General features: G+C 63.8%; 25 protein-coding genes. 9 read left to right on the top strand and 16 right to left on the bottom strand.

Annotated features, from left to right (window positions below; all coding sequences use genetic code 11):
- The first annotated feature begins 123 nt into the window (after positions 1 to 123).
- The 5 genes from AC1DZ8_RS19935 to AC1DZ8_RS19915 all read left to right on the top strand — a co-directional run bounded on the left by AC1DZ8_RS19935 (position 124) and on the right by AC1DZ8_RS19915 (position 6,348).
- Positions 124 to 1,299 (top strand): MFS transporter, encoded by a 1,176-nt coding sequence (locus AC1DZ8_RS19935; protein WP_477307377.1) that lies wholly within the window; start codon positions 124 to 126, stop codon positions 1,297 to 1,299.
- Between the two features lie 107 nt (positions 1,300 to 1,406).
- Positions 1,407 to 3,476 (top strand): prolyl oligopeptidase family serine peptidase, encoded by a 2,070-nt coding sequence (locus tag AC1DZ8_RS19930; RefSeq protein WP_477307375.1) that lies wholly within the window; start codon positions 1,407 to 1,409, stop codon positions 3,474 to 3,476.
- Between the two features lie 253 nt (positions 3,477 to 3,729).
- Positions 3,730 to 5,109 (top strand): aspartate aminotransferase family protein, encoded by a 1,380-nt coding sequence (locus AC1DZ8_RS19925; RefSeq protein WP_477307373.1) that lies wholly within the window; start codon positions 3,730 to 3,732, stop codon positions 5,107 to 5,109.
- Between the two features lie 144 nt (positions 5,110 to 5,253).
- Complete coding sequence (locus tag AC1DZ8_RS19920; protein WP_477307371.1) at positions 5,254 to 5,619, top strand: hypothetical protein; 366 nt, start codon at positions 5,254 to 5,256, stop codon at positions 5,617 to 5,619.
- A gap of 87 nt (positions 5,620 to 5,706) precedes the next feature.
- Positions 5,707 to 6,348 (top strand): cytochrome c oxidase assembly factor Coa1 family protein, encoded by a 642-nt coding sequence (locus AC1DZ8_RS19915; protein WP_477307369.1) that lies wholly within the window; start codon positions 5,707 to 5,709, stop codon positions 6,346 to 6,348.
- Positions 6,349 to 6,631: 283 nt separating this feature from the next.
- Here the strand turns inward: AC1DZ8_RS19915 and mmsB are convergent, their stop codons facing one another.
- Together mmsB and AC1DZ8_RS19905 are read right to left on the bottom strand one after the other, a co-directional pair.
- Positions 6,632 to 7,516 (bottom strand): 3-hydroxyisobutyrate dehydrogenase, encoded by an 885-nt coding sequence (gene mmsB / locus AC1DZ8_RS19910; RefSeq protein ID WP_477307367.1) that lies wholly within the window; start codon positions 7,514 to 7,516, stop codon positions 6,632 to 6,634.
- Positions 7,517 to 7,539: 23 nt separating this feature from the next.
- Positions 7,540 to 8,706, bottom strand: coding sequence for an isobutyryl-CoA dehydrogenase (locus AC1DZ8_RS19905; RefSeq protein ID WP_477307365.1), 1,167 nt, complete (start codon positions 8,704 to 8,706; stop codon positions 7,540 to 7,542).
- A 150-nt stretch (positions 8,707 to 8,856) separates the two neighbouring features.
- Between AC1DZ8_RS19905 and AC1DZ8_RS19900 the strand changes: the two genes are divergently transcribed.
- Positions 8,857 to 9,465 (top strand): dimethylsulfonioproprionate lyase family protein, encoded by a 609-nt coding sequence (locus AC1DZ8_RS19900; RefSeq protein ID WP_477307363.1) that lies wholly within the window; start codon positions 8,857 to 8,859, stop codon positions 9,463 to 9,465.
- Positions 9,466 to 9,468: 3 nt separating this feature from the next.
- Positions 9,469 to 10,944 (top strand): cobyric acid synthase, encoded by a 1,476-nt coding sequence (locus AC1DZ8_RS19895; protein WP_477307361.1) that lies wholly within the window; start codon positions 9,469 to 9,471, stop codon positions 10,942 to 10,944.
- Between the two features lie 16 nt (positions 10,945 to 10,960).
- Here the strand turns inward: AC1DZ8_RS19895 and AC1DZ8_RS19890 are convergent, their stop codons facing one another.
- The 4 genes from AC1DZ8_RS19890 to AC1DZ8_RS19875 form a co-directional block, all read right to left on the bottom strand.
- Complete coding sequence (locus AC1DZ8_RS19890) at positions 10,961 to 11,380, bottom strand: VOC family protein (RefSeq protein ID WP_477307359.1); 420 nt, start codon at positions 11,378 to 11,380, stop codon at positions 10,961 to 10,963.
- Between the two features lie 72 nt (positions 11,381 to 11,452).
- Positions 11,453 to 12,277 (bottom strand): helix-turn-helix domain-containing protein, encoded by an 825-nt coding sequence (locus AC1DZ8_RS19885; protein WP_477307357.1) that lies wholly within the window; start codon positions 12,275 to 12,277, stop codon positions 11,453 to 11,455.
- Positions 12,278 to 12,393: 116 nt separating this feature from the next.
- Positions 12,394 to 12,564: a hypothetical protein gene (locus AC1DZ8_RS19880; protein ID WP_112565466.1), complete on the bottom strand. Its 171-nt coding sequence runs from the start codon at positions 12,562 to 12,564 to the stop codon at positions 12,394 to 12,396.
- A 52-nt stretch (positions 12,565 to 12,616) separates the two neighbouring features.
- On the bottom strand, positions 12,617 to 13,402 hold the full coding sequence (locus tag AC1DZ8_RS19875; RefSeq protein ID WP_477307355.1) for a TSUP family transporter: 786 nt from the start codon (positions 13,400 to 13,402) through the stop codon (positions 12,617 to 12,619).
- A 206-nt stretch (positions 13,403 to 13,608) separates the two neighbouring features.
- Between AC1DZ8_RS19875 and AC1DZ8_RS19870 the strand changes: the two genes are divergently transcribed.
- Entirely contained in the window at positions 13,609 to 14,034 is a 426-nt protein-coding gene (locus AC1DZ8_RS19870; RefSeq protein ID WP_477280825.1) for a TerB family tellurite resistance protein, read from the top strand.
- A gap of 18 nt (positions 14,035 to 14,052) precedes the next feature.
- On the opposite strand, the gene AC1DZ8_RS19865 is transcribed toward AC1DZ8_RS19870, so the two are convergent.
- The 5 genes from AC1DZ8_RS19865 to AC1DZ8_RS19845 all read right to left on the bottom strand — a co-directional run bounded on the left by AC1DZ8_RS19865 (position 14,053) and on the right by AC1DZ8_RS19845 (position 20,362).
- Positions 14,053 to 15,675 carry an ABC transporter ATP-binding protein gene (locus tag AC1DZ8_RS19865; RefSeq protein WP_477307353.1) on the bottom strand — a complete coding sequence of 541 codons (1,623 nt, stop codon included), beginning with the start codon at positions 15,673 to 15,675 and terminating at the stop codon, positions 14,053 to 14,055.
- Positions 15,672 to 16,541 (bottom strand): ABC transporter permease, encoded by an 870-nt coding sequence (locus tag AC1DZ8_RS19860; RefSeq protein WP_477307351.1) that lies wholly within the window; start codon positions 16,539 to 16,541, stop codon positions 15,672 to 15,674. The genes AC1DZ8_RS19865 and AC1DZ8_RS19860 overlap by 4 nt, the downstream gene beginning before the upstream one ends.
- A complete protein-coding gene (locus AC1DZ8_RS19855) occupies positions 16,538 to 17,485 on the bottom strand; it encodes an ABC transporter permease (protein WP_477307349.1) in 948 nt (315 codons plus the stop codon). The genes AC1DZ8_RS19860 and AC1DZ8_RS19855 overlap by 4 nt, the downstream gene beginning before the upstream one ends.
- Complete coding sequence (locus tag AC1DZ8_RS19850) at positions 17,482 to 18,960, bottom strand: ABC transporter substrate-binding protein (RefSeq protein WP_477307347.1); 1,479 nt, start codon at positions 18,958 to 18,960, stop codon at positions 17,482 to 17,484. The genes AC1DZ8_RS19855 and AC1DZ8_RS19850 overlap by 4 nt, the downstream gene beginning before the upstream one ends.
- Before the next feature lie 121 nt (positions 18,961 to 19,081).
- On the bottom strand, positions 19,082 to 20,362 hold the full coding sequence (locus tag AC1DZ8_RS19845) for an acetylornithine deacetylase/succinyl-diaminopimelate desuccinylase family protein (protein ID WP_477307345.1): 1,281 nt from the start codon (positions 20,360 to 20,362) through the stop codon (positions 19,082 to 19,084).
- A gap of 223 nt (positions 20,363 to 20,585) precedes the next feature.
- On the opposite strand from AC1DZ8_RS19845, the gene AC1DZ8_RS19840 reads away from it, so the two are divergent.
- Complete coding sequence (locus AC1DZ8_RS19840; RefSeq protein WP_477307343.1) at positions 20,586 to 21,017, top strand: L,D-transpeptidase; 432 nt, start codon at positions 20,586 to 20,588, stop codon at positions 21,015 to 21,017.
- A 4-nt stretch (positions 21,018 to 21,021) separates the two neighbouring features.
- Here the strand turns inward: AC1DZ8_RS19840 and AC1DZ8_RS19835 are convergent, their stop codons facing one another.
- The 5 genes from AC1DZ8_RS19835 to AC1DZ8_RS19815 are packed head-to-tail and all read right to left on the bottom strand — an operon-like array spanning position 21,022 to position 25,945.
- Positions 21,022 to 22,032: a lipid A biosynthesis lauroyl acyltransferase gene (locus AC1DZ8_RS19835; RefSeq protein ID WP_477307341.1), complete on the bottom strand. Its 1,011-nt coding sequence runs from the start codon at positions 22,030 to 22,032 to the stop codon at positions 21,022 to 21,024.
- Between the two features lie 4 nt (positions 22,033 to 22,036).
- Positions 22,037 to 23,065 carry a zinc-binding dehydrogenase gene (locus AC1DZ8_RS19830; protein ID WP_477307339.1) on the bottom strand — a complete coding sequence of 343 codons (1,029 nt, stop codon included), beginning with the start codon at positions 23,063 to 23,065 and terminating at the stop codon, positions 22,037 to 22,039.
- A 37-nt stretch (positions 23,066 to 23,102) separates the two neighbouring features.
- Entirely contained in the window at positions 23,103 to 24,374 is a 1,272-nt protein-coding gene (locus AC1DZ8_RS19825) for a beta-ketoacyl-ACP synthase (RefSeq protein WP_477307337.1), read from the bottom strand.
- Positions 24,375 to 24,416: 42 nt separating this feature from the next.
- On the bottom strand, positions 24,417 to 25,607 hold the full coding sequence (locus AC1DZ8_RS19820; protein WP_477307335.1) for a beta-ketoacyl-ACP synthase: 1,191 nt from the start codon (positions 25,605 to 25,607) through the stop codon (positions 24,417 to 24,419).
- Positions 25,608 to 25,663: 56 nt separating this feature from the next.
- Complete coding sequence (locus AC1DZ8_RS19815; RefSeq protein WP_040981809.1) at positions 25,664 to 25,945, bottom strand: acyl carrier protein; 282 nt, start codon at positions 25,943 to 25,945, stop codon at positions 25,664 to 25,666.
- Between the last annotated feature and the right edge of the window lie 55 nt (positions 25,946 to 26,000).

Here is a 26,000-nt window from a genome sequence, read left to right as displayed (position 1 = left end):
ACGCGCCCACTAGGCCCCTTGGCGCAAGGGGATTTCGGCGGCGGCCCTTCCTTTCGCTGAAACGAATCGCTAGCTCGGTGGTTTGCCGGTCGGGATAGCCGGCAACTCATTGGAAAAGACAGCATGGCCACGACCGGTTCGAGCGACAGCGAAGCGGCGACGCGATGGGCGGCGCTTGCCGGCGTTACCGCGGCCCTTGCGATGTTCGGCGCGGCGCAAGGGCTGAGTTCGCCGCTGTTTACGCTGCTGATGCAGAAGCAAGGCATGTCGCCGGCACTGATCGGCCTGTCGGCTGCGATGATGCCGCTTGGCCTGATCCTTTCGGCATCGTTCGTGCCGGCAGCCGTTCGGATGGTTGGCGCACGCACGCTGGCTGTCGGTTGCTCCTTGATCGGGGCGCTGTGCTTCCTCGGCATCGGCTATCTGCAGGACTGGGTGGGCTGGTTCGTCCTGCGTTTCATCATCGGCATCGTTATCAACCCGCTCTATATACTGGGCGAAGTATGGGCGCTGTCGCTGGCGCCGCCGTCGCGCCGCGGCAGGGTGATGGGCGCGTTCAACACCGTGCTGGGCGCGGGCTACGCCGCCGGGCCTTTGGTGCTGACCGCGGTTGGCATATCGGGTTGGGTTCCTTTCCTGGTCGGGATGGCCGGCTTCGTGCTGTGCGCCGCGATCCTGCGTGCAGTCTCTTCGAGCCTTGCCGGCTTCGAGGACGACGGCCAGTCGTCCGGCGGATTTTTCGGTTTCGCCAGGCTGGCGCCGGCGCTGCTGTTTGCCGTGCTGGTTTCGGCGGCGGTCCAGCAGGGCACCTATGCCTTGATGCCGGTCTTCGGTGCCGCCTATGGCCTCCCCGAAAGGACACTGGCGGCTCTGGTGATGGCGCTGTCGCTGGGAAACATCTTCCTGCAAATCCCGCTCGGCCTGCTGGCCGAGCGTTTTGGCGGGCGCGCAATGATCATCTTCTGTGCCCTGGCGACAACGACCTGTGCGGTGTTGCTGCCGTTGCTGATCACGACGCCGGCGATCTGGCTCGTCCTTCTCGTCATGGGCGCGGTCGGCTACGGCGTCTACACGATGGCGCTGGTCGAACTTGGCAGCCGCTTCAAGGGAACGGTGCTGGTCGCCGGCAACGCCGCTTTCGCGCTGATGTGGGGCGCGGGCGGCATTGTTGGCCCGCCCGGCGCCGGAGCCTTGATGCAGGCCATCGGTCCGCTCGGCCTGCCCGTTGTGATCGCCGGCCTCGACGCGCTGCTGGTCGGTTTCGCGCTCTACCGCTCCGCCAGCCGTAAAAACGCATGACGGGTTGAGCAGGCGCGGGAAGGCATACCCCGACGTCACCATCTTGAATAAAACCGCCTGCGACGCGATGTAGGCAGGGCCGCCAGACAAAAGCTTGGAGACCACGCGTGACCCAATCGACGACAAAACGCCAGACCGAAGCAGCCGCCGAGGACAAGTTCCTTTGGCTCGAAGATCGGACCAGCAAGGAATCGCTCGACTGGGTGCATGGCCAGAACGAGATCACGGTCGGCGAACTGCAAGGCGACCCGTCCTACCGGGCGGCGTTCGAGACCGCGCTCGACCTGATGACGGCCGAAGACAACATCGCGGTCGGCGCGGCGCTCAACGGTCACGTCTATAATTTCTGGCAGGACAAGACCAATGTGCTCGGCCTCTGGCGCCGCACGACGGTCGCCTCCTACAAGACCGAGAAGCCGGATTGGGAGACGATCATCGACTTCGACGTGCTGTCGGCCAAGGAGGGCGTGAAGTGGGTGTTCAGCGGCGCCAGCCGCCTCTACCCCGATTTCAACCTCTGCCTGGTCGCGATGTCGCCGGATGGTGGCGATGCCAGCGAGATGCGCGAATTCGACATCGGAACCAAATCCTTCGTCGAGGGCGGTTTCCGCGCTCCAGCCTCGAAATCCGGCTTTTCCTGGCTGGACCAGGACACGGTCCTTGTCTCGGCCGCCTTCGAGGAAGACGACAAGACCCAGTCCGGCTATCCGCGCGTCGTCAAGCTGTGGAAGCGCGGCACGCGATTGGAGGATGCGACGCCGATCTTCGAGGCGGAGAAGCAGGATCTCGCGGCCGGTGCAGGCGTCGAGCATGATAGCGGCAAGCAGTATCTGTTTCTGGCCCGCACGCTTGCTTTCTTTTCCTCGCACAGTTTTCTGCGCCTGCCATCGGGCGAAAACCGGCGCATCCCGCTGCCAGATGATGTCGCCGATACCGCACTCTTCAAGGGGCGGCTGGTGTTCGGCGTGCGTAGCCCGTGGACGGCGCCTGACGGCACCGAGTGCCAGCCCGACGGCCTCTATTCCATGGATTTCGAGCGCTGGATTGACAGCGGCGAACTAGGCCCCGTCGAGACCATGCTCGAGCCGGCGCATCGCGTGTCCATCGCCAGCATTGCCCGCACGCAGGAGCGGCTGTTCATCAACCTGATGGACAATGTGCGCGGCAAGGTCATCGTCGCCGAACGCACCGGCGAACGTTGGTTGCTGAAGCCGGTGGCGCTGCCCGAGAACGGCAATGTCGGCATTGCGCATGCCGAGCATTTCGGGTCCAGCGTCTCCTTCTCCTTCACCGATTTCCTGACGCCGAGCTCGATCATCTGGTCGGACGACGATGGCGACACGCTGGCCACGGTGAAGTCGCAGCCGGCGCATTTCGATGCCGCGCCGCTGGTCTCCGAACAGTTCGAGGCGCGCTCGAAGGACGGCACGATGATCCCGTATTTCGTCGTCAGGCGGCGCGACCAGAAAGGTCCGGTGCCGACGCTGCTCTACGGTTATGGCGGCTTCGAAATACCATTGCTGCCCGGCTATGCCGGCGTGCGCGGCAGGTTGTGGCTGGAGAAGGGCAATGCCTATGTCCAGGCCTGCATCCGCGGCGGCGGCGAGTTCGGGCCGGCCTGGCATCAGGCGGCACTGAAGGGCAATCGCCAGACTGCCTTCGACGATTTCGCCGCGGTGGCCGAAGACGTCGTCCGTCGCGGCATCGCAACGGCCGGCTCGCTTGGCATCCAGGGCGGTTCGAATGGCGGCTTGCTGACCGGCGTTTCGCTGACGCAGCATCCCGAGCTGTTCGGCGCCGTCATCATCGAAGTGCCGTTGCTCGACATGCTGCGCTACACCGAATTGCCGCCAGGCGCCTCGTGGATGGCCGAATATGGCGATCCGTCAAAGCCGGAAGACGCCAAATGGCTGGGGGCTTACTCGCCGTATCAGCACGTCTCGGCCGATGCAGCCTATCCGCCGGTGCTGCTGACGACGTCGACCGCCGACGACCGCGTCCATCCCGGCCATGCCCGTAAGATGGCGGCGCGGCTGCAGGAAGCCGGGCACGACAGGACCTTGTTCTTCGAGGAAACCGAGGGCGGCCATGGTGGGCGCGGCGACCGCCGGCCACAGGCCGCGCAAACCGCAATGAAGTATGTCTTCCTGCAGCGGGCGTTGTCCGCCAAGGCCTAGGCCGCCTCGTGGGCCAAGCAAAGGGTGGTTCACCTCGACCAGCCTTTGCTCTAAGGTGCGGCCATGGCTCTCGTCAGGATCTTGGTCAGCGCCTTTGGGGCTCGCGTATTTCGGGTCGCGGTGACACCGTCGCCGCGCACGCTGCGTGCTGAGCTTTTGCGGCTGTGCGCCCGCATCGGTTATTCACCACCTGCCGTCCTCTGACGAATTCGCCCCGGCATCGCCGGAATGATTTCAGAGGAAAGATCCAGACATGACCTATCAGAATTATTCGCTGAAGCAGCTTCAGCAGATCGACTCCGCGCATCATCTGCATCCCTTCACCGACCACAAGGAATTGCGCGAGGCCGGCTCGCGCATCATCACCCACGCCAACGGCCCGTTCATCTACGATGCCGACGGCACCGAGATCCTCGACGGCATGGCCGGGCTGTGGTGCGTCAATGTCGGCTATGGCCGTGACGAACTGGCCGACGCGGCCTACGCGCAGATGAAGGAATTGCCCTACTACAACTCCTTCTTCAAATGCTCGACCCCGACGCCGGTGCTGTTGTCGAAGAAGCTGGCGGAGCTGGCGCCCAAGCATGTCAGCCAGGTCTTCTACGGCTCCTCCGGTTCGGAGGCGAACGATACGGCACTCAGGCTTGTCCGCCATTTCTGGGCGCTGGAAGGCAAGCCGGAGAAGAACCGCATCATCTCGCGCAAGTCGGCCTATCATGGCTCGACCGTCGCCGGCACGTCGCTCGGCGGCATGGATCTGATGCACAAGCAGCTCGGCGGCGCGGTGCCCAACATCGTCCATGTGATGATGCCCTATGCCTATGAGCTGGCGCTGCCCGGCGAAAGCGACCATGAATTCGGCCTGCGCGCGGCCAAGGCGGTCGAGGACGCCATCCTCGAAGCCGGCGTCGACAAGGTCGCGGCCTTCATCGGCGAGCCGGTGATGGGCGCGGGCGGGGTAAAAATCCCGCCGATGAGCTACTGGCCGGAAGTGCAGCGCATCTGCCGCAAATACGATGTGCTCTTGATGCTGGACGAGGTCATCACCGGCTATGGCCGTACTGGCGAATGGTTCGCCGCGCAGACCTTCGGCATCGAGCCTGACACCATCACCACCGCCAAGGCGCTGACGTCGGGCTACCAGCCGCTTTCGGCGCTGCTGGTCGGCGACCGCATCGCGGCGACGCTGGTCGAGAAGGGCGGCGAGTTCTATCACGGCTATACCTATTCCGGGCATCCGGTGGCCTGCGCGGTGGCGCTGAAGAACATCGAGATCATGGAGCGCGAAGGCCTTGTCGACCGGGTCAAGAACGACACCGGACCTTACTTCGCCCAGGCGCTGCAGGAGCGCATCGCCGGCCACGAGCTGGTCGGCGAGGTGCGTTCGATCGGGCTGATGGGGGCGATCGAGATCGTCAAGGACAAGGCGACCAAGGAGCGTTTCCTGCCGGCCGGTAGCGCCGCCGTTACCGTTCGCGACCATGCGATCGCCCAAGGCATGATGCTGCGCGCCACCGGCGACACGATGATCCTGTCGCCGCCGCTGATCTGGACCCGCGAGACGATCGACATGGCTTGCGAGCGCATCGCCAGGGCGCTGGATCTGGCACTGGCGGATTTGCGCAAGAAGTAGGCGAAAACAATCGCCGGGCGCCTGCGATCAGGGCGTCCGGCCACAAATGCAACTTGCGTGGTGAATAAGAGGGAACGAATAGCCCTCGTCGCGCGTAGTGTTGCGGGACCGGCCAAGACCGGCTGCATTGGGGTTGGCATTTTCATGACAAAGACAGGCAAGAGCCGGCGGGTGCTGGAAGCGGCAGCGATCGGCCAGGATTTGATGCTGGCGCCGCTGGTGGCGATGATGCGCCTGCCGCTGATGGCAGCAGACGCACAAAGCGGCCGGGGCTGGAGCCCTGAAACCGCACGCGCGGTGCATGAAAAGGCAACGGCGGTGGCCGAAGGCGCGTTTGCCGCGCAAATGGCGCTGCTGCAATCGACGGCGCGCTTCTGGCCGGAGGTTTTTTCCGGCCGCACGCCGTCGCTGTTCAACGGCATAGCCGTGGAACGGTCGATCAGTGCGGCGCTGAAGCCCGCCAGCCGCGCGGTGAAAGCGAATTTTCGCCGGCTGTCGTCAAAGGGCTGATGACGGCTTTAGGGTGAAGCGAAAACCGATTCCGGTTTTCGGGGCCATAGGCTAAAACCCGCTGAGGCATATTTGCCGATGGGGGACATGATGGCCGTACAACCGCTCAACCAGCCCGCTGAAATTCCGCCCGAACTCGACCGTTGGAACTGGGGCGCGTTTTTCCTCAACTGGATTTGGGGCATCGCCAACAACACGTTCATCGCGCTGCTGATGTTCGTGCCGTTGGTAAACATCGTCATGCTCTTCGTGCTGGGCGCCAAGGGCAGCCGCTGGGCGTGGCAGAATGTGTCCTGGCGCGATGCCGAGCATTTTCGAAGGGTGCAACGCAACTGGGCGATCGCCGGGTTCAGCCTGTTCGTGGTCTCGCTTCTCAGTATCGCCGCCGTGATCGTCGTCGTCCCTCGCATGATGAAGAACAGCGACGCCTACCGGCTAACCATGGAGACGGTGCGCGCCGATGACCGCGTCAAGGCCGCACTGGGTGAAGATATTGACGCCGGCTATTGGGTGGTCGGCAGCGTCCAGGTCGTCGGCGGCGGCTCGGGCGACGCCCAGCTCAGCATTCCCGTCCATGGCAGCCATGGATGGGGCTGGGTGATGTCGCATGCCGTGCGCAGCGCGGGAAAATGGAACCTGCGCCTGCTTGTCGTCATGGCTGGAGGGGCGCCGATCGTGCTGATTGACGAGGATCACATCGGCAGTCCAGGTGCGGCAACCAAAATATAATCGGACGACGCAGCAATAGTTCCTAGAAACGCAAAAACCGCGCCCCATCGGGAACGCGGCTTTGCCAGATACGCATGGCGTTTCGCCAACAAAACACTTGCGAAACTTACGGGCTCCGGTACGCGAGACCTGATCCGGAGCGCCGGGCGGATGCGATATGTCCGCCTCGCTGTCCGTTGTATAGGCACATCGTTACCGCCGGGTTATCGAGAGCTTAAGCAAATCTAAATTTGCAATTTTTCCGCGCGATAAAAATCGAGAAAACCACTGCAAAATTCGAAACTTATAGAGAATTGCCGCGAAGGAAATTTATGATGCCGGAGAAATCGGCGCCGCCATTTCCCTGGGCGTTGAACAGCGCATAGAGCTGGGCTGCTTCGGCCCCCATCGGCGTCACCGCGCCGGCGCTTTGCGCAGCCTCCTGCGACAGTTTCAGATCCTTCAGCATCAGTGCCGCGGCAAAGCCAGGCTTGTAATCCCTGTTGGCCGGCGATGCCGGCACCGGGCCGGGCACCGGGCAGTAGGTTGTCAGCGACCAGCACTGGCCCGACGAGGTCGAAGCGACGTCGAACAGCGCCTGATGCGAGAGGCCGAGCTTTTCCGCCAGCACGAAAGCCTCGGCGACGCCGATCATCGAAATGCCGAGCATCATGTTGTTGCAGATTTTTGCCGCCTGGCCGGCGCCGTCATCACCGCAATGGACGATGCGGCCTGCCATCGGCTTCAGGATCGGTTCGGCTGCTGCGAAGGCGTCCTTCGTGCCGCCGGCCATGAAGGTCAGCGTGCCGGCGGCAGCGCCGCCGGTGCCGCCGGAGACAGGGGCGTCGATCGAATGCAGGCCGTGTTTCCTGGCGACGGCATGAGCCTTGCGGGCTGATTCGACGTCGATGGTCGAGGAATCGATGAACAGAGCGCCCGGCTTGGCCTTGGGCGCGATGTCCTCATAGACGGAGAGCACATGTTTGCCGGCGGGCAGCATGGTGATGACGACATCGGCGTCTTTCACCGCGGCCGGCGCGTTGGCCATGACAACAACGCCGTGCTCGCGCGCTACCGCAAGATTCTCCGGCATCAGGTCGAAGCCGTTCACAATATGCCCCGCCTTGGCCAGATTGGCGGCCATCGGATTGCCCATGTTACCCAAGCCGATGAAGGCGACAGTGCTCATTGATTTCTCCTGAAGTGTTGCCGTCAGCGACCGATCAAGGCCCGCGCGATGATCACGCGCATGATCTCGTTGGTGCCTTCGAGGATCTGGTGGACGCGCAGGTCGCGCACCAGTTTTTCGATACCGTAATCGTGCAGATAACCGTAGCCGCCATGCAGCTGCAGCGCCTCGTTGGCGACGTTGAAGCCGATATCGGTGACGAAGCGCTTGGCCATCGCCGACCATTTGCCGGCGTCCGGCGCCTTGCGGTCGAGTTTGGAGGCGGCGGCGTAGAGGAAGATGCGCGCCGCCTGCAGCTCGGTCTCCATGTCGGCCAGCCTGAACTGCAGCGCCTGGAACTGGTTGATCTTCGAGCCGAAGGCCTTGCGCTCGCCGGTATAGGCCAGCGCCTTGTCGAGCGCCGATTGCGCGCCGCCGAGCGAGCAGGCGGCGATGTTGAGGCGACCGCCATCGAGCCCGGCCATGGCGATGCCGAAACCGGCGCCTTCGCCAGAGAGCAGATTTGCCGCCGGCACCTTGCAATCCTCGAAAATGACCTGGCGGGTCGACTGCATATGCCAGCCCATCTTGTGCTCGTTGGCGCCGAAGGAGAGCCCGGGCGCGTCCTTGGGCACGACGAAGGTGGAAATACCTTTGGGCCCATCGGCGCCGGTGCGCGCCATGACGACATAGAGGTCGCTGTCGCCGGCGCCGGAGATGAACTGCTTGGCGCCGTTCAGCACATAGTCGTCGCCGCTCTTCACCGCGCGCGTCTTCAGCGCTGCGGCGTCGGAGCCCGAGCCCGGCTCGGTCAGGCAATAGCTTGCCAACCATTCCATCGAGGTCAGCTTCGGCAGGAAGCGCTGGCGCTGCTCGCCGCTGCCGAAGCGGTCGATCATCGAGGCCACCATGTTGTGGATCGAGATGAAGGAGGAGAATGCCGGATCGGCATGCGCCAGCGCCTCGAAGATCAGCACGGCATCGAGCCGGCCGAGTGCCGAACCGCCGACATCCTCCCGGACATAGATGCCGCCGAGGCCGAGCGGCCCGGTCTCGCGGATCACATCGGCGGGAAAGTGCTTTGCCCGGTCCCATTCGAGTGCATTGGGCGCGACGCGATCGGCGGCGAAGGCCTGCGCCATCTCCTGGATGGCGCGCTGTTCCTCGTTGAGTTCGAACTGGCTGGTGCTCGCATCGACCGCGGCGTCCATGGCGTGCTCCCTGTGTTTCCCCCGCTGGGGGTTGGCTTGCTGGCCTGTTGTTTTTGGCTTTGCGCGCCGCCCAATCTAGACCAATGATGCCGCCGCGCAACCCGGCCTGCTGCGCAGCGGCTGTGCATGAATGGATCAACGGAGCATTGCGTGCCGACATATTTCGATGAGCTGCTTGACCGCTTCCATGCCTATCTCCGGGGCATGGACGACGCGCTGGTACGGGAAGCTGTCGCCCGGATTGACTGGAATATGCCGGCGCGTGCGCTCGAACCGCATCCGCTGCCTTGCGTTGATCAGCTCGACCGCATTGGCGAACTGGCGCCACTGGATGCACAGCCTCTGGTGCGGCTATTGGCGCAGCGCCGCAACGATCTGCGCTGGGGGCAGACCTACAACGCGGTGGATTTCGGCGCCGCGTTCCTGCAGAAGTATGGCTGGCTGGAGGTCTTTGGGCTGCGCGGTCATTTCACCAATGACGAGGTCGCGGCCGGCCTGCTGATCCTCGGACCCGATATCACCTATCCCGACCATCATCACATTGCCGAGGAGATCTACATTCCGCTGACCGGCGGCACCGAGTGGCGCATGGGTGACAGCGGCTTCGACGTCCGCCAGGCGGGCGAGGTGATCCACCATGCCTCCAATGTGAGCCATGCCATGCGCACCGGCAGCGAGCCGCTGCTGGCGCTCTACATCTGGCGCGGCGGCCCACTGGCTCAGAAATCGACCATTCCCGGCGCGCAGGGTAGGGGCTGAGCCATGGCCAAGGCGATCATGCTGCAAGGCACCGGCTCGGATGTCGGCAAGACCGTGCTGGTGGCGGGGCTCTGCCGCGCGGCCAGGAAACGCGGGCTGAAAGTCAGGCCGTTCAAGCCGCAGAACATGTCGAACAATGCCGCCGTCGCCGACATTCCCGGTGATGTCAGCGCCGGCGGCGGCGAGATTGGCCGTGGGCAATGGCTGCAAGCGCTGGCCTGTGGTGTTCAGCCGACCGTGCATATGAATCCGGTGCTACTCAAACCCCAGAGCGACATTGGTTCGCAGGTGATCGTGCAGGGCAAGGTGTTCGGCGAGGCGCGAGCGCGCGACTACCAGACAATGAAAGCAGGGCTGATGGACGCCGTGCTGGACTCCTGGGCAAAGGTCGGCGAGGGCGCCGATCTGATCATCGTCGAGGGCGCCGGCTCGCCGGCGGAGATCAATCTGAGAAGCCGTGACATCGCCAATATGGGCTTTGCCACGCGCGCCAATGTGCCGGTGATCCTGGTCGGCGACATCGACCGCGGCGGCGTCATCGCTTCGGTCGCCGGCACGCATCTGATCTTGCCGGAAGAGGACCGGCGCATGATCGTCGGCTACCTCATCAACAAGTTTCGCGGCGACGTCTCGCTGTTCGACGACGGCATCAAAGCGATCGATAAATTCACGGGCTGGCGATGCTTTGGTGTCGTGCCGTGGCTGAAGGCGGCGGCGCGGCTGCCGTCGGAGGATTCCGTCGTACTCGAACGCCTGGCATCGGGCGAAAAGCGGGCGCTGAAAGTCGCTGTGCCGATGCTTGGCCGTATCGCCAATTTCGACGATCTCGACCCGCTCAAGGCCGAGCCGCAGGTCGAAGTGGTGTTCGTGCCGGCGGGAAAGCGCCTGCCCGAGGATGCCGGGCTGGTGGTCATTCCCGGCTCGAAATCGACGATCGGCGATCTCATAAAGTTTCGCGAGAATGGCTGGGATCGGGATCTCCTGGCGCATCGCAAACGCGGCGGCCACGTCGTCGGCATTTGCGGTGGTTTCCAGATGCTCGGCCGCATGGTGCGCGACCCCGATGGCATCGAAGGCAGCGTCACCGAGGCGGAGGGCCTCGGCCTGCTCGACATCGAGACGGTGATGGAACCGGAAAAGATGGTGCGCAATGTCAGCGCGTGCTCGGTGCCGTTCAGCCTGCCGCTCGAGGGCTACGAAATCCATCTCGGCCGCACCACCGGGCCGGACATGGCGCGGCCGTCCGCCGTCATCAACGGTGCGGATGACGGCGCCATTTCAGCCGATGGCAAGGTCTTTGGCACCTATCTGCACGGGCTGTTTTCCGCCGACGCTTTCCGGGCGCGATTCCTGGAAAGCCTCGGCGTTCGGGGCGGCGGTATCGACTATCGCGCCGAGGTCGAAAGGGCGCTGGACGAGATCGCAGCCGAGCTGGAGACCCATCTCGACTGCGACGCGATTTTCGGGCTGGCGCGCTAACACGCCACAGGCTGGTTCACGCCTTCTCGCCCGCCTTCGGCCAGTACGTCCCGAACGACCAGACATTGCCTTCCGGGTCGCGGCAGATGAATTCGCGGCTGCCGTAGTCGCGGTCGATCAGGTCCTGAATGATCGTGGCACCGGCCTTTTTGGCCTTGGCATGGGCGGCGTCGGCATCGTCGACGGCGACATAGATCGACTTGCCGCCGCCGGAGCCGGGCCCGCCGACCATCTTGCCGTAGTCGTCGCTGCGCGCGGTGCCGAGCATGATCATCGAGGAGCCGAACACCAGCTCGGCATGATGCACGATGTCGCCTTCGCCATAGCGGGCGCGAACCTCGAAGCCGAAGGCCTCGCACAGCCAGTCGATCATTTTTCCTGCATTCTTGTAGCGCAGCGCGGAGTAGAGCCGGGGTGCTTCATTGGTGGCTGGCATGAAAATCTCCTTCAATCGGATTGGTCGATAACCCACTCTGTTCGAAGGCCGCTTGCCCGTCTTGAAGAAATGTTACCTCAGCGCTGTCGGCGGATCGCCGGCGAGTTGGCGAAAGTCGCGCACCAGATGCGCCTGGTCGGCATAGCCGCAATCGGCGGCGATATCGGCCCAGTCGCTTTGGTCCTGCCGAGACAGGCCGAGCGCCCGGTTGAAACGCACGATGCGCGACAGCGTCTTCGGCCCGATGCCGGTCGCATCGGAGAATTTGCCGGCAAGATGTTTGCGGCTCCAGCCCAGTTTGGCGGCAATCGAGGAAATACGGGTTCGGCCGCCGGACGCGATGATGCGGTCGTAGGCCCAGGCAATTTCAGGCGGCGTGTCAGCCGCATGCCCGAGACGGGTGGCGATGAAGGCCTCGGCAAGGTCGAAACGTGCCGCCCAATCCGGCGCGTTGCCAAGCCTCTCGCGCAGCGCCATGCCCTCGGCGCCAAGCACATCGTCGAGCACGACCATGCTGTCGGTCAGTTCGCTCATTGGCAGGCCGAAGAAGCGGCGGGCGCCGAGCGGGGTGAAGTTGATCTGCACGCAGCAGCTGGCGCCGAAGGATTCGATCATCACCGGACCGGCAAACAGGCCGGCGGCGAAGCTGGCGAAACGGTCATTGTCGCCGGGAGCCTTGCCGAGTCCGATGGCGAACGGCTCGGCGAAGCTGATCACCAGCGGCACGGTCAGCGAGGCATATTCGATGTTGCGGAAATGGCCGACTGCTGTTTCGCGATAGCCGCAAATGTCGGACACGATGCCCGCGAGCGCGGGCGGTGGAGACCGCCGGCGCATCTCGAACCGCCCGGCGATGGAGCGGTCCTGTTCCTTGCGGCGCTGCATCTCGATCGGCATCGGCGATCCCTTTGGAGATCAAATCTAGCAGACGCCCAATCCCGAATCAAAACGGGGCCGAAAGCAAAAGCGCCCGGCTTTTGGCCGGGCGCTTCGGTTACCTGAGAGCTGGATGCTCAGGCGCCGCGCATCATGCAGCCGGCGGCAAGCACGATGTAGGCGATGAGCATGATCCAGACCGATGCCAAGGGAATAAACGCAAGAACCCCAAGCGCGGCGAGAACGCCGATGATGGCGATGACAAGGGAAATAATGAAAATAAGCTGAGTGGGTGCACTAAGATTCATGTGTGGCTCCTCCAACATGATTCGTACGACCGCATTCTATCAGGCGTGGGGCTCATACACCAATTAGCTGGCGCAACGGGTTGGCCGGGTCGGCCAGCAGCTTGATCGCCAGCGCCAGGCAGATGATCACCAGCAGCGGCTTGATCAGCCGGGCGCCGATGCGGATGGCAAGGCTGGCGCCGAGACGCGCGCCGAGGAACTGAGCGACGCCCATCATCAGGCCGATCTTCCAGTAGACGACGCCGGCGATGGCAAAGACGATGAAGCCGCCGATGTTGGAGGCGAAGTTGAGCAGCTTGGTGTGTGCGGTTGCCTTCAGCACGCCGAAGCCGGCGAGGCTGACGAAGGCCAGCATGTAGAAGGAACCGGCGCCGGGTCCGAACAGGCCGTCATAGAAGCCGACCAAGGGGGCGACGGTCAGTCCGAACAGGAAGGGCGACAGGCGCTCGGCGCGGTCGACATCGTTCATGTTGGGCTTCACGGCGAAGTAGATCGCGATGGCGATCAACAGCAGCGGCAACAGCGCCCGCAGGAGATCGCCGGGCACGAAGGCGGCCAGCAAGGCGCCGACGGCACTGCCGGCAAGGGCGAGAAGCGCGGACGGCAACTGACGGCGCAGATCGACATGGCCATTCATGGCGTAGTGGATGGTCGCCGACGCGGTGCCGAAAATGCCCTGCAGCTTGTTGGTTCCGAGTGCTGCGACCGGGGGGAAACCGGCAAGCAGCAGAGCCGGGATGGTGATCAGGCCGCCGCCGCCGGCTATCGAATCGACAAAGCCGGCTGCAAAGGCGGCGAAGGCGAGCATGACAACGGTCTGGGCAGCGAGGTCGATCATCGGGATTTTCTGAGCATTCCGGCGGGGAAGGTGGCGCCGCGCCTTCGACCACGGCAACCCGGTTTGCGCAAGGCCGATTTCGCGCTACCTCTATCCAGGCGTGTTGCGCTTGGATTTCCTGTGGTGCATGTCATTATCCCATAGCCGCTGCGCAGTTTTGGGTCATATGCACTGGGGCGGGCTCGGGAAAAGGGACGTTTGTAGCGATGGCATTGCTCGACCAGATACGTTCGATCTTCGATGGCGACCCCGGCGTGCGCAAGGTGGCCGACGACCCGGTGCTGTCGGCGGAGCTCTTGATGCTGTTTCGCATGATCCTGGCCGACGGTTCGGTTTCGGAGAGCGAGATGGTCGCCTTCCGGCGCATCTGCAAGGACGCTTTCGGCATCCCGGAAACCAGCATCGACGCGGTCATCGAATATCTCAACGAGTTCGGCTACGAGACCAACGGCTCGCAGGCTATCGCGCTGTTTCGCGATCTTGATGTCGAGCGGCGCAAGCTCTTGGCACGCCATATGGCGGAGATCGCCAAGGCCGATTCGAAACTGGCCGAGAGCGAGGTGCGGCTGCTGCGCCGCACGCTCGACCTGCTCGACATCAGCCCGGTCGATGTGGTGAAGCCAGAGGAGTGAGCCGGCAGAGCCGCCTGCTCACCCCTGTTCCTGCATGCGCCGTGCGATCGCCCGGTGCAGATCTGGCGCAGCCGCCACAAGCGCCTTGGCCGCTTCCGATTGCGGATGATCGAGCACGTCGCTCGTCTTGCCGCGCTCGACAATCCTGCCGTCATGCATGACCAGCACCTCGTCGGTGATGGCGCGGGCGACGGTCAGATCGTGGGTGATGAAGAGATAGGCGATGCCGAGCTTCTGGTTGAGCTCGGCAAACAGATCGAGGATCTGGGCGCGGATCGAGACGTCGAGTGCCGAGACTGGTTCGTCGGCGACAACCAGCTTCGGCCTGGTGATGATGGCCCGGGCGATCGACAGGCGCTGGCGCTGGCCGCCGGAAAATTCATGCGGATATTTGTCCATGTCGGTGACGCCGAGGCCGACTTCGTGCAGCGCATGCGCCACCATCTCGCGGCGCTCGGCCGGCGTCGGTTTCCTCTCCAGCACATGCAACGGTTCGGCGACCAGTTTCTCGACTTTCTGGCGCGGATCGAAAGAGCCGTAAGGATCCTGGAACACGACCTGCATGTCGCGCCGCGCGGGCTTGAGCTCCGCCTCGCTCCTGCCGGTGATGGTCTCGCCGCGAAAGCGGATCGTCCCAGAGGTGGATTTGTCGAGCGCCAAGATCATGCGGGCAAGCGTGGACTTGCCGCAGCCGGAGCGGCCGACCAGCGCCACAGACTGACCAGGCGCCAGCGACAGGGACACATCGTCGACGGCGCGGATCGGCGCCGCTGACTTGAACAGGGAGGTGCGTCGGCCGGGATAGTCGCGCGTCACGCCTTCAACCTGGAGCAGCGGTTTGCCCTGGCCGGTGGCATGCGTCCTCGGGCGTGCCGGCACATGCATCGAGGCCAGTGCCAGCTGGCGCGTGTAGGGGTGAAGCTGTTCCGACAGGGTGCGTGCGGTGTCGCCGGCTTCCATCACCTCGCCATGGCGCAGGATGGTGATGCGGTCCGCCATCTCGGTCACGACAGCGAGGTCGTGCGAGATCAACAGCAGGCCCATGCGGTTTTCGCTGACAAGGCCGCGCAACAGGTCGAGGATCTGCGCCTGCAGCACCACGTCGAGCGCCGTGGTCGGCTCGTCGGCGATCAACAGCTTTGGTTTCAGCGCGCAGGCGATGGCGATGACGACGCGCTGGCGCTGGCCGCCTGATAGCTCATGCGGATAGCGCGACAGCGGGAATTTCGCTTCGGGCAGGCCGACACGATCGAGCATCTTGCGCGCCCGGTCCTCGGCTTCGGCGCGGCTTGCCTTGGTGTGCCAGCGTATGCCTTCGGCGACCTGCTCACCGATGGTTTTCACCGGATTGAGCGCCGTCATCGGTTCTTGGAACACCATACCGATGTCATCGCCGCGCAGCGCGCACATCTGGTCCTCGGTGGCCGCAAGAATGTCGATGCCATCGAAGGTGACGCGGCCGCTGGCGCGCGCCGCGTGCGGAAGAAGCTGCATGATGGTCAGTGCCGTCATCGACTTTCCGGAGCCGGATTCGCCGACCAGGCCCATCACCTCGCCCGGCGCGACGGAGAGTTCGACCCCCTTCAGGATCGGCGTGTCGCCGATCGCCAGCGACAAGTTCTCGATCTCCAGCAGGCTCATCGCTGCCGCCGCGATTTCGGGTCGAGTATATCGGCGATGCCGTCACCGAGCAGGTTGAGGCCGAGCACGGTGACAACGATGGCCATGCCGGGGAAGATCGCCATCCACGGCGCCACCACCATGCGTGTCTGGGCGTCGAACAGCATGCGGCCCCAGCTCGGCATTGGCGGCTGGGCGCCGAGGCCGACATAGGAGAGGCCGGCTTCGGCGAGGATGCCAAGCGCGAACTGGATGGTGCCTTGCACCAGAAGCAGCGTGGCGATGTTGGGCAGCACGTGCTCGATGCTGATCTGCGTCTTGCTTTTGCCTGCAGCGCGGGCGGCGAGGATGAATTCGCGCGGCCAGATCGCCAGCGCGCCGGCGCGGGCGACGCGCGCAAACACCGGAATGTTGAAGATCCCGATGGCGATGATGGCGTTGATCGCGCTTGGGCCGAAGATGGCGGTGATCATGATCGCCGACAGCAGCGCCGGGAAGGCGAAGACGAGGTCGTTCAGCCGCATCAGCGCCTCGTCGACCAAGCCGCCACGCGCCGCCGCAAAGGCGCCGAGCGGCACGCCGACGCCCATGCCGATACCGACAGCGACCAGCGCCACGGCGATCGAATTGCGGGCGCCGACCATGATCATCGACAGGATGTCGCGACCGAAATGATCCGTGCCGAACCAGTGCGCCGAAGAGGGGGCGAGCGTCTTGTCCGAGATCACCAGCCTGGTCACGTCGTAAGGCGTCCAGACATAGGAGATGAGCGCCATCGCAGCCACCAGCACAGTGATGGCGAAGCCGATGAGGAAGGAGCGGTTGCGAAACGCCTTGGCCAGGATGCTGCCCAACGTCTCCTCTGGGATGTCGATGTGCAGCGTCATTGCCGGCCTCGCAGGCGCGGGTCGACGATCGCATAGGAAACATCGACGACGAGATTGACGGCAATGACAGCGACGACCAGCAGCATGACGATGCTTTCGACGACGATCAGGTCGCGCTGCGTGATTGCCTGGAAAACCAGCCGTCCGAGACCCGGCAGATAAAAGACGTTTTCGATGATGATGGTGCCGGCGAGCAGGAAGGCGAATTGCAGGCCCAGAATGGTCAGCACCGGGATCATCGCATTGCGCAGCGCGTGCCGCCACAGCACGGCGCGGTAGGGCAGGCCCTTGGCGCGGGCGGTGCGGATATAGTCCTCGTTCAGCACCTCGATCAGCCCCGAGCGGGCAACACGGGCCAGGATCGCCGCCTGTGGCAGAGCGAGCGCTACGGCCGGCAGCAGCAGCGATTTCAGCGCCGGCCAGACACCGGCGCTCCAGCCTGGAAAGCCGCCGGCCGGCACCAGCCGCAGCCAGACGGCGAAGAGATAGATCAGCATCAGCGCGAACCAGAAATTCGGGATGGCGACGCCGAGCTGGGCCGCGCCCATGGCGATGGTGTCGCCGGCCCGGCCGCGTCGGCTGGCGGAATAGAGCCCGACCGGAATGGCAATGATGGTCGACAGCGCCAGCGCGATCAGCGCCAGCGGCAGTGAAACCGCCATGCGTTCGCGCACAAGGTCGATGACCGGCACCGAATAGGTGTAGGAGCGGCCGAAATCGAGGCTGAGCAGGCCGCCGACCCAGTGAAGGTAGCGATAGGCCAGCGGCGCGTCGAGGCCCATCTGGTTGCGCAGCAGTTCGACCTGGTCGGCGCTGGCGTTGAGGCCAAGCATCAGCCGCGCCGGGTCGCCGGGCAGGATCTCCAGCACGGCGAACACCACCATCGAGGCCAGGATCAAGGTCGCGATGGCGATGGCGAGGCGTTTGAGGAGGTAGGCGGTCAATCCGTCCACTTCACCTTGGTCAGGTCATTCGCCTGGATCGGCGCGTTCTCCCACAAGCCTTGCAGCTTGGCGTCCCAGACCCCAACCTTCGGCAGTTCGTATAGGAAGCCGACCACGGCATCGTCGGCCAGGATCTTCTGCGCTTCGCCGAGTAGCGTGTTGCGCTTGGCGTCGTCGGAGGTGAGGTTCAGCTCGGCGATGATCTTGTCGAAGGCCGGATTGTCGTAGTTGAAGTAGTAATCCTTGCGCGAATAGATATCGATGTCGTTGGGCTCGGTGTGGGAGACGATGGTCAGGTCGTAATCCTTCTTGGTGAACACCTGATCCAGCCACTGCGCCCATTCGACCGGAATGATTTCGAGGTCGATGCCAACATCGCGAAGCTCCGAAGCGATGATCTCGCCGCCGAGCCGCGCATAGGAGGGCGGTGGCAGTTTCAGCGTCGCTTTGAAGCCGTTCTCCAGGCCGGCCTGTTTCAGCAGTTCCTTGGCCTTGTCGACATTGTGCGGATAGAGGCCGGTGAGGTCGACATAAGCCTTGCTGGCGGGCGACATGTGCGAGCCGATCGGGACGCCAAGCCCGGCCGAGGCACCGTCGATGATCGCCTTGCGGTCGAGCGCAAAGGCAATCGCCTGCCGCACCTCGAGCTTGTCGAAAGGCGGCTTCTTGTTGTTGATTGCCAGAATGGTTTCACCTTCGGTCGAGCCGATCACCACCTTGAAGCGCGGGTCATCCTTGACCTGCGCGACGCTGTCGGGATCGAAGAAGGGGAAGGCCTGGATGTCGCCGGAGAGCAGCGCCGGCACGGCCGCCGCGGCGTCGGGAACAATGCGGAACTCAGCCTTGTCGAGGAACACCGGCGCGCCCCAGTAATTGTCCGATTTGACCAGGGTGATCGATGAGCCCTTGGCCCAGCTCTGGAATTTGAACGGCCCGGTGCCGATGGGCTTTTCCTTGTTGGTCTCGGCGCTTTCCGGCGCCACGATCACCGCGTCGCCCCAGCCCATATTGTAGAGGAACGAGCCTTGCGGGTTCTTCAGCGTGACCTTGACCGTCGCCGGATCGACGACTTCGACGGTGTCGATGGCGGCGAACAGGCCCTTTTGCGCGTTGACGGAATTGTCGGCGCGGGCGCGGTCGAGCGAGAATTTCACGTCACTGGCGTCGAAATCGGTGCCGTCATGGAATTTGACGCCGGTGTGCAGCTTGAAGGTGTAGACCTTGCCGTCGTCGGAAATGGCCCAGCTCTCGGCGAGATCGGGCAGCACTTCGCCATTCGGGCCGATGCGGGTCAGGCCTTCGAAGACGTTGGCGTAGAGCACTTCGTCGATTGCCGCGGCGGCACCAGCGGTCGGATCGAGATGTGGCGGCTCGAGCGTAATGCCGATCACCAGGTCAGTGCGCGCGGCAAATGCCTGGCTGCCGGCGGCCAGCGCCAACACCGCCGCGGCAAGAATGGTTTTCCACAATTTCATCGTGCAACTCCCAAATGCTCGAACCCTGGTGCGATAGAAGCGTGATTTCGAGGTGGAGTAAATTGCGTTTCGTGCTCTGCAGCGACGCCGGGAGGAATGTTTTTCCGGCGAAGCCGATGGTTCAGCCCGCGGCCGTGCCTCTCAGCAGCACATTCAGCCCGATCGCCATCACCTTGGCCGATTCCACCATGTCCGAGATGCCGACCCATTCGTCGGGCCGGTGGGCGAGGTCCAAAATGCCCGGGCCGTAGGCGATGCAATCGTAGAGGTGGCCGATGCGGGCAATGTGCTTCTGGTCGTAAGTGCCTGGCGAAATGACATAATCCGGCTCGCGGTCGAAGATCGCCATGATGCCTTGCGCCACCGCCTTGACCACCGGTGCATCGCGTTCGGTCATCAGCGGCAGCACCTCCATCAGGTCGCGGATTTCGTAGTCGAACTTTTTGCGCTCGCGCTTCAGCCGATCGAGGATGTCGGTGACCTCGCTTTTGACCGTGGCCAGGTCTTCCTCAAGCAGGAAGCGGCGGTCGATGGTCAGCCGGCAGGCATCCGGCACATTGGGCGAGGGCAGGCCCGGGCGGAAATCCTCGGTCTGGCCGCCATGAATCGAGTTGATGTTCATGGTCGAGCGCTTTGCCCCTTCGGGCACGACAGGCATGCGCGTCACCTTGCGGTCGAGCGCCGGAAACAGTTCGTCCTCGAAGGCCTGCAGCACGGCGCCCATGTGGCGCACCGCATTGTCGCCGAGGAACGGCATCGAACCGTGCGCGATCTCGCCCTTGGTCTCGATCTCCGCCCACCAGACGCCGCGATGGCCAAGGCAGATGCGGTCCTTGTTCAGCGGTTCCGGGATGATGACGTGATCAACCTTGGGTTTCGAGAAATAGCCGAGCTTCGCCAGATGGGCGACGCCGCCGAAGCCGCCGGACTCCTCGTCGACGGTGCCCGAGATTTCGATGGCGCCGGGAAAATCGGGGAAAACCTCCATAAAGGCTTCGGCGGCGATGATCGAGGCGGCCAGCCCGCCCTTCATGTCGCAGGCGCCGCGGCCATAGACCCTGCCATCCCTGACGATGCCGGCAAAGGGATCGACACTCCAGCCTTCGCCGGCTTCGACGACATCGATATGCGAGTTGAAATGGACGCAGGCGCCGGGCACGCGGCCGTCGAAGCGGGCGACGACATTGACGCGCGGGTAGCGGTCGGTGTCGCCAGGCGTGCCTTCGGCGCGGATGAATTCGGTTTCGAAACCAAGCTTGCTTAGCCGCGCACCGATGTATTCGGCGCAGGGACGATAGGCTTCACCCGGGGGGTTGATGGTCGGGAAGCGGATCAGGTCGGCGGTAAGCTGGACCAGTTCATCGGAACGGTCGTCGATTGCTTTGAAGAGTCGTTCGTTCATCCCCGGATTTGAGCAGGCAAGGGGATGGTTTTGCAAGTGTCACGCCGCTGGCGAGGAAACTACGTGTTGCGGCGGCAACTATGGCGGGAAAATCGTTCAAATTCGCTGCTTTAGATTGGCGATTTCCTCAAGGAGTGTGTGTTACTTCATTCACCTGCCGTTAAAAAGGTGAAAAACCGCGTGATAACAGAGCAGGCAAGGGGCATCAAAGGGGTTTGATCTCATGACTAAAATCGTTCTCATGGCGGCAGCTTTTGCTGCGATGCTGTTCGGTACGTCCATCGAAAGCCGGGCGGCTTCGCTGGTGGCCAACATCGACGTCTCGTCGCAGACAATGACCGTCAGCCAATATGGCCAGGTGCTTTACCGGTGGAACGTCTCCACCGCGCGCAGCGGCTATTTCACGCCGCGGGGCACCTATCGGCCGCAACGGACGGCGCGGATGTGGTATTCGAAAAAATACCACATGTCGCCAATGCCTTATTCGGTGTTCTTCCACGGCGGCTACGCCATCCACGGCACCAATGCGGTAAGGCAGCTCGGGCGTCCGGCCTCGCATGGCTGCGTCCGGCTGCACACGGCCAATGCCGCTGCCTTCTATTCGATGGTGCGGGAAGTCGGCTTCGGCAACACCCGGATCGTGGTGACGAACTGACGACCTAAGATTGACGCTGCCGCTGGCCGGCAGCGTCCTTGGACTGTCCGCGCCGGCGGCGACGCCGCCCACTGATTTCCCATCTTTTGTGGAACCACATCCACTGTCCCGGGTCCTCGCGAACCCAGCGCTCGACGACGTCGGCGAGCAGTTGCGTGGTGGCTGGAACATCGACGCTGCCGCTCTCATTGCGCGGTAGAGTGAGCTTGTCTTCGATCTCGAGGCGGAAGCGATTGCCGGGCAGCCTGACGCAGCGGGCCGGATAGACGTCGCAATCATAGTGGCGGGCGAGCATGCCCAACACCGGGTTGCTCTGGCACGGGCGGCCAAAGAAGGTCGTCTCCAGTCCGCTGGAGAATTTCTGGTCAACCAAAACGCCGATATTGCCGCCATTCTCGAGAATGGACGCCAGCGCGAAGGAGGCGCCTGTGGAGGAGGGCAACAGGGCGCCCATGCTCGAACGGCGGGTCGAGTGGATGTAGTCGGCCAGGTACGGGTTGTTCGGCGGGCGAAACAACGCCGTGATCTGCATGCCGAAGGTGGCGGCCGCGACCGGCAAAAGCTCGAAATTGCCGAGATGGCCGGTGAACAGGATATGCGGCTTCTGCTCGGTGGCGATGTGCTTGAAGTGATCAGCGCCACCGACTTCGACGCGCCCGGGCGTGGTCGCGTTCGGGTCATAGTCGAACAGCGCATCGAGGAAGATGTATTCGGCGGCAAGCCGGGCCATGTTGCCCCACATGTCGGAGGCGATGGCCTCGATCTCGACATCGCTCTTTTCGGGGTAGGCCAGACGCAGATTGTTGATTGCGACGCGGTGGCGGCCGACTCGCGGACCGATCCACCGGGCGGAGCGGTCGGCGAAATTGAGCGCGCTGTCGGCGGGCAAAAGGCGCAGCATGGAGATGATTGTCATCGCCACACGCGCGGTCACCCAGTGGTCCAGCTGGCGCAGTCTGCGGCCGTAGCGGAACATGAAGTCCCGGCGGGCTTTCTTGAACACCTTGCCGACCATTGGCCTAGGAAACGCGCAGGATGATCTTGCCGAACACGTCGCGGCCTTCCATGCGCTTCAGCGCGGCGTCGATACCGTCGAAGTCGACTTCCGTGTCGATGACGGGTGCAACCTGTCCGGCCGCCATCTTCTGCATGGCATTGGCCATGTTATCCATGCGGCAGCCGAAGGACCCGAGCAGCTTCAGCTGCTGCTGGAACAGCTGCATCAGATTGATCTGCGTCGACACGCCCGAAGTCGAGCCGCAGGTGACCAGGCGGCCACCGCGCTTCAGGCACAGCATCGAGGCGGCAAAAGTATCGGCGCCGACATGTTCGAACACGACATCGACGCCCTTCTTCTTGGTCAGCTTGCGCACCACGCCTTCGAAACGGTCGTCACGGTAGTTGATGACGTGGTCGGCGCCGAGCGCCTTGGCCTTGTCGATCTTGTCGTTGGAGCCGACCGTGGTGATGATGGTGCAGCCCATCCGTTTGGCCAACTGAATGGCCGCCGAGCCGATGCCGGAGCCACCGGCATGGATCAGGATCGTCTCGCCGGGTTGCAGCTTCGCGTTGTCGAACAGCATGTGCTCGACCGTGCCGAAGGTGACGGGCGCGACAGCCGCGCCGACATCGGTCACGCCGGGCGGGGCGGGGACCAGCAGGCGCGCCGGCAGGTTGATCTTCTCCTGGGCGAAACCGTCGAGATGGAAGCCATGCACGCCCGAGACATGTTCGCAGAGATTGTCGCGGCCTTCGCGGCAGGCGCGGCAGAGGCCGCAGGTGCGGGCGCCGTAGATCGACACCAATTGCCCGGGCAGCAGGCTGGATACGCCTGGACCGACGGCCTCGACCTCGCCGGAAGCTTCGGCGCCGACGACCAGCGGCAGCTTGCGCTTGGCGAAGGCCATGCCGCGCCAGCCCCAGACGTCGATATGGTTCAGCGCCACAGCCTTGATGCGCAGCGTCACTTCGCCCAGTGCAGGGGGCGGCGGGGGCGGCAGGTCCACCGTTTCAAGACGGCGGTCCTCGATAAGTTGCAGTGCGCGCATGGGGCCTGTCGGTTCAGTTCGAGCGGAAAGCGCTCGCTTAGACCGGTTCCCGCGCCATGACAAGGCAGGTGTTCTGGCCGCCGAAGCCGAAGGAGTTCGACAAAACGCTGCGAACCTCGGCATTGCGCTTCTTGTTCGGCACCACGTCGAGCACGATTGCCGGGTCGGGATTGTCGTAGTTGATGGTCGGCGGAATGACGCTTTCGCGCATGGTCATCAGCGAAAATGCCGCCTCGACGGCACCGGCGGCCGACAGCGTGTGGCCGATCATCGACTTGTTGGACGAGATCGGCATCGAGCCGATCCGTTCGCCGAAGACGGTCGACAGCGACAGATGCTCCATCTTGTCGTTTTCCGGCGTCGAGGTGCCGTGGGCGTTGACATAGTCGATCTCGTCCTCGCTCAAACCGGCGTCAGCAAGGGCGGCGCGAACGGCTGCGATCGCCGGCGAACCGTCGGGCTTGGAGCGGGTGCGGTGGAAATCATCGGCCTTTTCGCCGCAGCCGCGCAGGATGCCAAGAACGCTGGCGCCACGGGCAAGGGCAGCCTCCAACGATTCCAGCACCAGCGCGCCGGAGCCTTCGGCCAGCACAAAGCCGTCGCGGTCCTTGGAAAAGGGCTTTGAGGCTTTTTCCGGAATGTCGTTGTGGGTCGAAAGGGCCGACAGCAGCGAGAAGCGGATCAGCGCCTCGGCGGTTGCCGAACCGTCGGCGCCGATCGACAGCGCCCGGTCGCATTCGCCGCGGCGGATCGCCTCGACGCCGAGCTGGATGGCGGTGGCGCCCGAGGCACAGGCGGTCGATAGCGTGATCGGCAGGCCGCGCGTGCCAAACCGGTCGGCCAGCCGGTCGGCGATCGAGCCGAACTGCGTGGTCTCGAATACATCCAGTTCCTTCAGCCCGCGCGCCACCCTGAGCAGCCTTTCGGCGCCTGCGCCCTGGCCATCGGAATTGTAGAGCGAGAAGCGATCGTGCCAGTCGAGTTCGACCGGCGGCGAGGCGAGGAAGAGCGGCCCACCGAAGTCAGAGGAATCGAGGCCGGATTCGGCCACGGCCTCATTCGCTGCGGTTTCAGCCAGCTCGTAGGTCAGCAGGCTGGCGCCCTTCGAGCTTGAATCGAGGAAATCGACCATGCCGGAGATGCGGGTGTTGAGGTGATCGACAGGAAAGCGGGTGATCGGGTGGATGCCCGATTTGCCGGAGGTCAACGCTGCCCAATTGTCTGCCTTGCCGACACCGAGCGAGGTCACCACGCCGATTCCGGTGACGGCGACGATCGGCCTGCCCATGTGATCTCTGAGATTGGCCATAAGAGCCCTCTTGTCCCTATTGCACGACCGCGCAGAACCGCCTCAGGCGGCGTTGACCAGCGCCATGCCCTCGAATTGGTGATAGCCGATCGCCGTTGCAAGCACGGTTTGCGGAATGCCTTCGAACGCCTTCTCGGCCGCGGCGTCGAAAACCGGGTAGGCGGCCTTGCGGTCGACGGCCAGAGCGGCGAGCGCCACGGCGAAGGGAAACTGGGCTTCCTTCATATGGCCGGTCAGCGTTGCGAAGCCGCGCGCCGAAATCGCCGGATTGGCATCGAGCGCTGCCTTTTCGGATGACGTTGCCGTATGCGCGCCGGATGCACCAGACAGGGCAAGCAGCTTGCCGTCGGGAAGCGCCGCCTGTTTGAGCAAGGCTGCGATCTCGGCGTCGAGTTCGCCGCGCGAGCGCCGCGCGCGGCCGGAGATGACCGGTCCGAGCTCGGCATAGATCTTGCGGCCACGGCTTTGCGCATGCTCGCGCTGCTCCAGCACCAGGAAGGCGCCGCCGGAGCCGGAGACCAGGCCGCCGCCCTCGGCGCCCTGTCTTTGCCAGACCGGCTTCCACGGGCCGCGATGCAGATAGCCGGCCAGCTCATAGCCGAGCAGCATGTCGGAATGTTCGGTCTGGAAGGCGCCGCCGACCAGAATGTGCGTCGACTGGCCGGAGCGGATGCGCGCGGCGGCCGTCTCGACGGCGGCGACGCCAGCCCCTTCCTCGCCCATGAAGGTCCTGGACGATCCGGTGACCTTATGGACGATGGAGATGTTGCCGGCGAGCAGATTGGAGAGCTGGGCCAGGAACAAGGTCGGCCGCAGTTCGGTGGTCAGCTTTTCGTTCAGCAGCACGTCGCGGTCGTTGCGGCTTTCCGAAGCGGCGAGGATGGCGGCATCGACCGCCTCGTCGCGCTCGCCGCCACCGGCAGCCACCACCATGTCCATGGTGGTGCAGAGCTCGTCATTGCCTTTGATGCCGGCATCGTCCAGCGCAAGGCCGGCGGCATAGGTGCCGAGCCGCTGCCAGGTTTCCATCTGCCGCTGGTCGCCGCGCTTGGCGATCTGCAGGTTCCAGTCGATCTCGGGCAGCGGATGCACGGTGTAGGGCGCAAAGCGCGCGGTCTCGAGCACCGGCTGCAGGCCAGGCTGCGCCAGCTTCTGCCAGTGGGCGTCAGGGCCTTCTCCAAGCGAGGAGACAAGGCCAATGCCAGTGATGACGACGTCGCGGGGGCTGCTCATGAGCGGCTTTGTGGGTCAGGCGGCGCAGCCCGTCAAGGCCGCGCGCTTGCCCGATGTCAGGCGTTCTTGGCGGCGACCAGCGCGTCGATCTTGGCGCACAGGTTCTTCATGACGAAGTAATCGTCGGTCGAGGCCTTGCCGTCATTGACTTCCTGCGTCCACTTTTCCAGCGGCACCTTGATGCCGAATTCCTTGTCGATGGCAAAGACGATGTCGAGGAAATCGAGGCTGTCGATGCCGAGATCGTCGATCGTGTGGCTCTCGGGGGTGATGGTGTCGATATCGATCTCGCTGGTGTCGGCAATGATCTTGGCGACTTTCTCGAACGTGGTGGACAAGGGCTCTTCCTTCGGTTGCGGGCGGAATCTGTCCGCATCTGGTTTGGGCGCTGTC

The organism is Mesorhizobium sp. P2_F7 (genome assembly GCF_056403695.1).
The sequence above is the reverse complement of the archived record's forward strand: the minus strand, read 5'-3'. Positions and strand labels throughout refer to the sequence as shown.